Origin of the sequence: Planktothricoides sp. SR001 (assembly GCF_001276715.1) — a bacterium.
Taxonomy (GTDB): domain Bacteria; phylum Cyanobacteriota; class Cyanobacteriia; order Cyanobacteriales; family Laspinemataceae; genus Planktothricoides; species Planktothricoides raciborskii.
Genome location: NZ_LIUQ01000048.1, coordinates 1 through 7234, shown reverse-complemented (window position 1 = coordinate 7234; position 7234 = coordinate 1). Strand labels below are relative to the sequence as shown.

The following is a 7234-nucleotide window of genomic DNA, read 5'->3' as shown; positions in this document are numbered from 1 at the left end:
GGCGGCCGATGGCGGCCCCAACCAACAACCAACAACAACCAACAACCAACAACCAACAAAAAAATATGCCAAATGTTTTGTTTTCTGTAGAAAATCTGCGTATTGCTTACCCCCAAGATGAGGAGGAGAAATCTCTGAGGTGGGCTGTGAATGGGGTGTCATTCCAAATTGCCCCAGGAGAACGCTTGGGACTGGTGGGTGAGTCGGGCTGCGGCAAGTCCACTTTGGGACGGGCGGCGATGCGCTTGTTGCCCTCTGGGAGCCAAGTTCAGGGGGGGATTAAGTTTGCCGGAAAATCGGTGTTTGATTTGTCACCAGATGACCTGAGACGCTTTCGCGGTGAAGAAATTGCCTTGATTTTTCAAGACCCGATGACTCGCTTAGATCCCCTGATGACCATTGGCGAACATTGTGTTGAGACTTTAATGGCCCATAAGCCTACCCTGACGAAGCAGGAAGCGGAGAATATTGCGAAGAAAACTTTGGAAACGGTGAAAATTCCCCCAGGGAGATGGTCTCAATATCCCCATGAGTTTAGTGGGGGGATGCGGCAACGGGTGGCGATCGCCCTTGCCCTTTTACTCCAGCCCAAAATGATTGTCGCCGATGAACCGACCACCAGTTTAGATGTCACCGTATCGGCGGAAATTTTGCAGGAACTTACCCGACTTTGTGCCGAATTGGATTTAGGACTATTGTTGATTTCTCACGATTTAGCAATGGTGGGAGAATATTGCGATCGCATTGCGGTGATGTATCAGGGCGAATTAGTAGAAATTGGCAATACCCAAGATGTGTTAGCAAATCCCCAACATCCCTATACCCAATCCCTATTAAAAGCGGCGTTACATATTCAAGCGGTTAAGCCAAATAACGCTCAGATTACCGCCGATAATGCCGATAATATTATACCAGAAAAAGATGCTAATGTCAATAATAATAATATAGAAAATATAGATAAAGTAGAGTCATATCCGCTGCTGAAATTAACGGATTTACAACAACATTATACTTTAGAAAGTAATTTTATTCAACGGTGGTTATTTTCCCAACCGGGACAAAAAATTAAAGCGGTAGATGGAATCAGTTTAGAACTGTATCCGGGGGAAATTTTAGGCTTAGTTGGTGAGTCCGGTTGTGGCAAAAGTACCCTCTCCCGGACTATTTTACACTTAGTCCGACCCACCGGGGGAAAAGTGGAGTTTCTTGGCCATGATTTAACCAAACTTTCGCCGAATTCTATTCGACAACAACGGCGAAATATGCAAATGGTATTTCAAGACCCCCATGCTTGTTTAAATCCGATGATGACCGTGGGGCAAAGTATTGCCGATCCGTTGTTAATTCATAAATTAGCCAAGCCCACGGAAGCGAAACAACAAGTTGAGCAAATGTTAGCCAGAGTGGGGTTAGATCCAGGGATATTTTACGATCGCTATCCAGGAGAATTGTCCGGGGGACAACAGCAGCGAGTGGCGATCGCTAGAGCCCTAATTACGCGACCCCAATTAGTAATTTGTGATGAGCCGGTGAGTATGCTGGATGCTAGTGTCCAAACCCAAGTATTAGAGTTAATGTTGGACTTGAAAAAAGAGTTTGATTTAACCTATTTATTTATTACCCATGATTTGTGGGTAGCACGATTTTTCTGCGATCGCATTGCCGTAATGAACTCAGGCAAAATTGTGGAAATTGGCATCACTCACGATATTTTTACCAACCCCCAACATCCCTATACCAAAACTTTATTAAACGCTGCCCCATTACTGGCGCGTACTTAGGGTCTGAGGTCGTCCGAAATTGTGGGAGTGCAGAGGTGTCTCTGAGTGCAGGAGAGAATTTAGGGGCTGGCGGATTCTCCTTTATATCTCAGGTAGACAAACTCAATTTCTTGTGATTTAATTAGGAGTTATAAACAGTGTTACATTCTTTCTAAAAAGTAAAATATGTTTCATAACTCTTTTGGCAAAAGCGTCGTAGCGATCGCGCTATCCCTCCCGATCATTGCATTCACCGGCTACGGCGTCTTAGCCGAAGATGACACGGAATCGGAAGCGGACACCAGCCCTGTCATTTTTACCCTGATTAACAACACCAGCCGTACTCTCCAAGAGTTCTACGCCTCCCCTCCTAGCACAAACGATTGGGAGGAAGACATTCTGGGCGTTGACACACTTGCTCCCGGCAAATCCGCAGAAATCACGATTAATGACAGGCGCCCAGACTGTATTTATGACTTTAAAGGAGTTTTGGCTGCCGCCGAAGACGGCTCGGTAGGGGAAGGCGCATTGATCCAGACTGGTATCAACGTGTGCGAAGACAAAACTTATGAATACTCCGAGAATTAACAGGGAATAGCAGTGATAACAATAGCCATAGCCTGTATAAATCATTTGCACAATTCCTGTCAGCAGAAAGATGTACTGATTAGACAATTATGGCTTTCATAAAGGATATATCCCCCCAACCCCCCTTAAAAAGGGGGGTTTTTGATAATTTTGCACTCGTGTCTATTAGACAATTATGGCTTTCATAAAGGATCGATCCCCCCAACCCCCCTTAAAAAGGGGGGATGATCGAGAATTTTGCACTCGTGTCTATTAGACAAAATTATCAATTATCAATTATCAATTATCAATTACTTAGCCCCTACTTTGATTTAGGCTGACTCAACCATTGCCAGAATTTTACCAACCAATAAACGCAAATGGCTACGGAAAAACTGGCTAGTAAAGCAATAATAAACGGATGGGGATAATCCGATCGCTCCTTGTTCCAGGACGCAGTAATTAACCCGGAACTGGATGCTACAATTGCCCCTGTTCCTAGGGCTAATCCCAAAGCTTGAATCGTGTTTTCTAGGCTTTTTTCTTGGTCTTGAAGTTGGCGATCGCGCTGAGTTTGTTCTATTTCCACGATACCCCGAATCGAGGCAACTGCCTTATCCGCTAAACTAGAACCTTCCACAAAATAGTTCAGTTCGTCCGCAATGCGAGTTTGAAAATAGGGACAGGTGCGATCGCTAAACTCCCGGAAAAAATCCAGGTCTGACTCTGGGACGACATAGTTCTTTTCCTTCTCAAGCTGATATTGGATAGCCCCTAAAGCAACTTGGTAATTTTTCCCATTAATCGCGATCGTATTCCGGCTATGCTTATAATTTCTCAACAGTCGGGCATATTCTAAATCTGACGAAGATAAATCTTCTAATATATGCCTCAACTGATTTAAATCCCCATCGCTGACCCGTTGCCCTGGGGATTGCTGCTGTAACTTCAATAAATCTTTCAGAGCCTTGACTTTTTCCTCTAATTGGATATAATTATCGTATAATTGGCGATACAAACTCCGACTTTCCCGATAAGCGGATAAAACCTTATTGCGGTAATAAAATAAATTGATAAATTGCCGATAAGCAGCCACAAACTTCTCACTGGCTGAATCCTCCCGAAATAACCAGATTAAAACATGACAAGTATCTAGAGATTCCGGGGAAAAATCCGCATCGATAACTTGACCGCCAAACTCAAAAATCGGGCTGCCAAACAGTTCCCCCACTCGTTCCAAAGGTGGCTGTTTTCTTGAAGCAGGAATCAACTGTTTTAAACATTTCTGAGCCAATGGCTTTAAACTTTCCACCCACCTATATTTATTACTATTATTATCACTATTTTTATTATACTTATCCTGTTCTTCCGGGGGCAAAAAAGCCGTTAACAACAAAGTTTGGCCTAAAGAACTTTGGACAAAATCAGGCAGAAAAACGCTGTTATCTGTATTTAAAACACGCCAAAACGAAACCGGCACCGCAGCGGTTATAACATCATTTTCTGTTTCTGGCCGCCGAAAATTCAGCGTCAAACTATAACTATCATGGAGGCGATGCGCCAAAACTCTGCCGGTAATTCCTAACTCTTGATTGGCCACTTTTTCGGGAAGTTTTCCGATTAACTTCAGCGGTTGCTTATTCAGATTCACCTCCATACCGCCCGGTTCGGGGGAACTCTCAGGATAACCGTAAATATCCAGACGTTCAGTAAATCCTAAACTGGCTAAAATCTCATCTCCTTTTTGCCACAAAAGATGCGGATTAGTCGCCCGAGAATCCGGTTTGCCCGTCAAACCGCGCCAAAGATGAAACGCGAATAAATGTAAATTTGGCGCATAAACCAGCGGCATATCTTGTTGTTGTAAATCCATTTGCTTCACTAAATTAAATCGTAATTAAATCGTAATTAAATCGTAGGTTGGGTTGAGGAACGAAACCCAACATTATCATTCATTTTTTACCAGATCGGATCTCGTAGGTTGGGTTGAGGAACTAAACCCAACATTATACCCAAAACGATCATTTATTTTTCCCCAACCAACCGAAATAACATCTATAATTCGCCTTCTCAACCCAATTTACGCAACTACACGCAATTAATTTAATGGCAAAACTATTACACATTCCGCTAACTTTTGGCGAACATAAGCCAGCAAAGAAACTTTTTCCTCACGTCCCGGTGGTAAAATCATCGTTTCCTTTTCCTCAATAATTTGGAAATTGGGAATTATATACTGCATCTTATTCGGTTCTGGTTCCGCAAGTTCACCTAATTCTTGGCGGTTTTTTGCTAATTCTTTAACAAAAATTTCTTGCTCTTGAGGAAACTGTTCCAGCCATTCTATAATTATATCAGCCGCCCGGTTTGCTTCGGTTTCTGGAATATCTGCTAATTCGGCGGCTAATTCCTGAAATTTTGCCCGGTCTGGGGGTAAAATTGGCGGTTGCGTCTCCAATAATTGCGCGAACATGACTAAAGTCTCTGTATCATCTCTCATAATTATCCTCTGCTTTCCTCTGGTTTTACTTTAACAGCTTCTTCTTTGTGTCCTTTGTGCCTTTGTGGTAAAAAAAATTAACTCACCACAAAGACACAAAGAAACACAAAGGGAGATAGAAATTAAACGCCAATGGCACAAAAAGCCCCCCAATGTTTAGGGTGTTGGTAGGGTTGATAGTGGGACGGTTTGAAACCTAAATGGACATTTTCCCGCAGCTTTTGTTTAATCGGGGCATTCTCCTGCGACTCGGAGGGATTTAACCAATTAATTAACTCCTGTTTGGTGACAGTTCGCATCCACTGTTGGGCGGCTTTTAAGGCCAGGGTAATAGAAGGCTGAATCTGCATTTCCTCATATAATTTTACCATTAAAATCGCCGTGGATAAGTCATTCACCGCCCAGAGGCTGCAAATCACGTTGGGGGCTCCCGCATAGAGGAAACCCAGTCCTAAACTAATGTATTCTTCTAACTCTGGGGAAAAGTCCACCAACCCGGTTTCGCAAGCGGAGAGAATCACTAAGCGACAGGAGGGTAAATCAAGCTGGAATAATTCCCCTAATGTGTAACATAAGGTTAAATCCAGGGTTTTACCTTTGCGCCAGGGAATATATCGACTATTCCCGGTTAATTCTGGTTCGGGTTTTGGTTCGGGGTGATTTTCGCGGGGTAATGATTCGGTTTGTCCGTCCTCACGTTTTACCACTGCCCCCGCTAGGACTAAAGGAGATAGTAACGGACTAACAAAGTTAAACGCCCCATGTCCGGCGAAATGGATATATTCCGCCCCCTGAAAATCTTGGGCAGTGGCGGTTTCTTTGAGGGCAGCTTTGCTGGCTGCTTTCTTGGGTAAAATCCGGGCATGGGGTTGGAAAGCGGGAGAAATTGCCTGAACTTCTAGGTCCGCATATTCTAAATCTTCTGTGGGATTTTGGATGGCAAAAAACCGGGGACTGGTATTATTACTAATATCCTTGCGGTTGCGGCGGGATATTTCTTGCAAAAATTGACAACTGGGGGCATATTTTACCCCATCGGCAAATTTATCCATTAAATATGGCGGGTTGCTGCTGTTATCCAGGGGTAAAATATGCAGGGGAAATAGGTGCAAGTCCCGATAGGGCACTAAAATCAGTTGACGATATTTGTCCGTCAGGGGGGCAATCAGTTCTGATATATGCAGGATATCCGCGAGACGATGCAGGTAGTGATTAAATTGCTCTTCCCAGTCGGATTTTTTCTGGGAATAGGTGTCGAGATAAGTTTGGCGGAGTTCTTGTAATTGGGTATAGGCTTCTGGGGTGGAAATCCACACTGAGATCCCCCCTGCCCCCCTTAAAAAGGGGGGTTCTGAGTCTTCTTTTTGCGGGAAGTTAAATAGAGTAGATAACTTAAACAACAGCATCTTAATATTCTTCAGAAGAAAGTTTCTTTCTTTAACTCCACCTAACACCACAAAGGCATAAATCCGCTCGCGGGTACAATACCACTCAATTAGGGCAGTATGTTCGTCCAGTAAACCCTGAATTTCAGAAAATTTGATGGGTTCCACTCGCTGCGTCAGGGAAAAAGTGGGGTCATAGGTTTTGATGATATCCAGGAGTTTGTTTAACTTTTGTTCTGCCTTTTGATATTCTTGGCGAATCGTCTCAATGGCATCAGGAGTCAAACCACCACTGCTGCTGCCTCGTGAGTCTCCACCCAATGTATCTGAGGGGCTGTTGGTTGTGGTGGGACGATCCAAAGTTTCTAACAATTGCTGTTTGGCAGTGACTTCCCGACGCAGGGTATCCAGTTGGGTGAGGATTTCTGGGGGAATATCGCCTTTGGGATAGATATCGCGGTTGGCGAGAAGTTCGATGAGGTTGCGGGATTTGCTGCGTTCCACACTGGCGAGGGCTCTACCGATATCGCCGCTATTGATGCAGGCTTGTACCAGTTTCTCATAAACCCCGATTTGAGCGGTGCGGCGTTTTTGTTTTTCCTGGTTGGATGCGGCGAAAGTGCAACTGGTTTCTACGGCGGTGATGGCTGCTTCGTATCCTTCAATGGCGGTTTGCCAGTCTTTAATGTCAAAGGCAGCATCCCCTAAATTGCTACCGAGAAGTAAGGCTTCTACAGGGAATCGGTTTGGGGGACAAGCGGCTAAACCTGCTCTCCAGGCAGCGAAGGCTTCGGGGATTTTGTTTGAGTGTTGATGGACAAAGGCGAGAACATTGTAAACATACCCCATACCAGACTTATCGCCCAATTCGGTTCTCAATGCCAAAGATTGCTGATACAGACGCTCCGCCTCATCCCAGTTGCCGCGAAATCGCTGGATATCTCCCAACAGTCCCCAAGAGGATGCCATCCCCGCGCGATCGCCCAATTCGGTTCTCAAAGCCAAACATTGCTGATACAGAC

The 7234-nt window shown here is 44.5% G+C and carries 5 protein-coding genes; 2 read left to right on the top strand and 3 right to left on the bottom strand.

Annotation, left to right across the window (positions count from 1 at the left end; all coding sequences use genetic code 11):
- Positions 1–65: 65 nt before the first annotated feature.
- Both AM228_RS22210 and AM228_RS22205 read left to right on the top strand, forming a co-directional pair.
- Entirely contained in the window at positions 66–1781 is a 1716-nt protein-coding gene (locus AM228_RS22210) for an ABC transporter ATP-binding protein (protein ID WP_054469164.1), read from the top strand.
- Positions 1782–1946: 165 nt separating this feature from the next.
- On the top strand, positions 1947–2348 hold the full coding sequence (locus tag AM228_RS22205; protein WP_054469132.1) for a hypothetical protein: 402 nt from the start codon (positions 1947–1949) through the stop codon (positions 2346–2348).
- Between the two features lie 301 nt (positions 2349–2649).
- Here AM228_RS22205 and AM228_RS22200 read toward each other — a convergent pair whose 3' ends face one another.
- From AM228_RS22200 to AM228_RS22190, 3 genes are all read right to left on the bottom strand, one after another.
- Positions 2650–4200: a hypothetical protein gene (locus tag AM228_RS22200; protein WP_054469131.1), complete on the bottom strand. Its 1551-nt coding sequence runs from the start codon at positions 4198–4200 to the stop codon at positions 2650–2652.
- Positions 4201–4425: 225 nt separating this feature from the next.
- Positions 4426–4827 carry a hypothetical protein gene (locus AM228_RS22195; protein WP_054469130.1) on the bottom strand — a complete coding sequence of 134 codons (402 nt, stop codon included), beginning with the start codon at positions 4825–4827 and terminating at the stop codon, positions 4426–4428.
- Between the two features lie 122 nt (positions 4828–4949).
- Positions 4950–7234: CHAT domain-containing protein (locus AM228_RS22190; protein WP_054469129.1), on the bottom strand; the 2285-nt coding region annotated here is incomplete at its 5' end.

Coding starts and splice junctions, on each gene's coding strand:
- AM228_RS22210 (WP_054469164.1), top strand. CDS start 66: ATGCCAAATGTTTTGTTTTCTGTAGAAAATCTGCGTATTGCTTACCCC.
- AM228_RS22200 (WP_054469131.1), bottom strand. CDS start 4,200: ATGGATTTACAACAACAAGATATGCCGCTGGTTTATGCGCCAAATTTA.
- AM228_RS22195 (WP_054469130.1), bottom strand. CDS start 4,827: ATGAGAGATGATACAGAGACTTTAGTCATGTTCGCGCAATTATTGGAG.
- AM228_RS22205 (WP_054469132.1), top strand. CDS start 1,947: ATGTTTCATAACTCTTTTGGCAAAAGCGTCGTAGCGATCGCGCTATCC.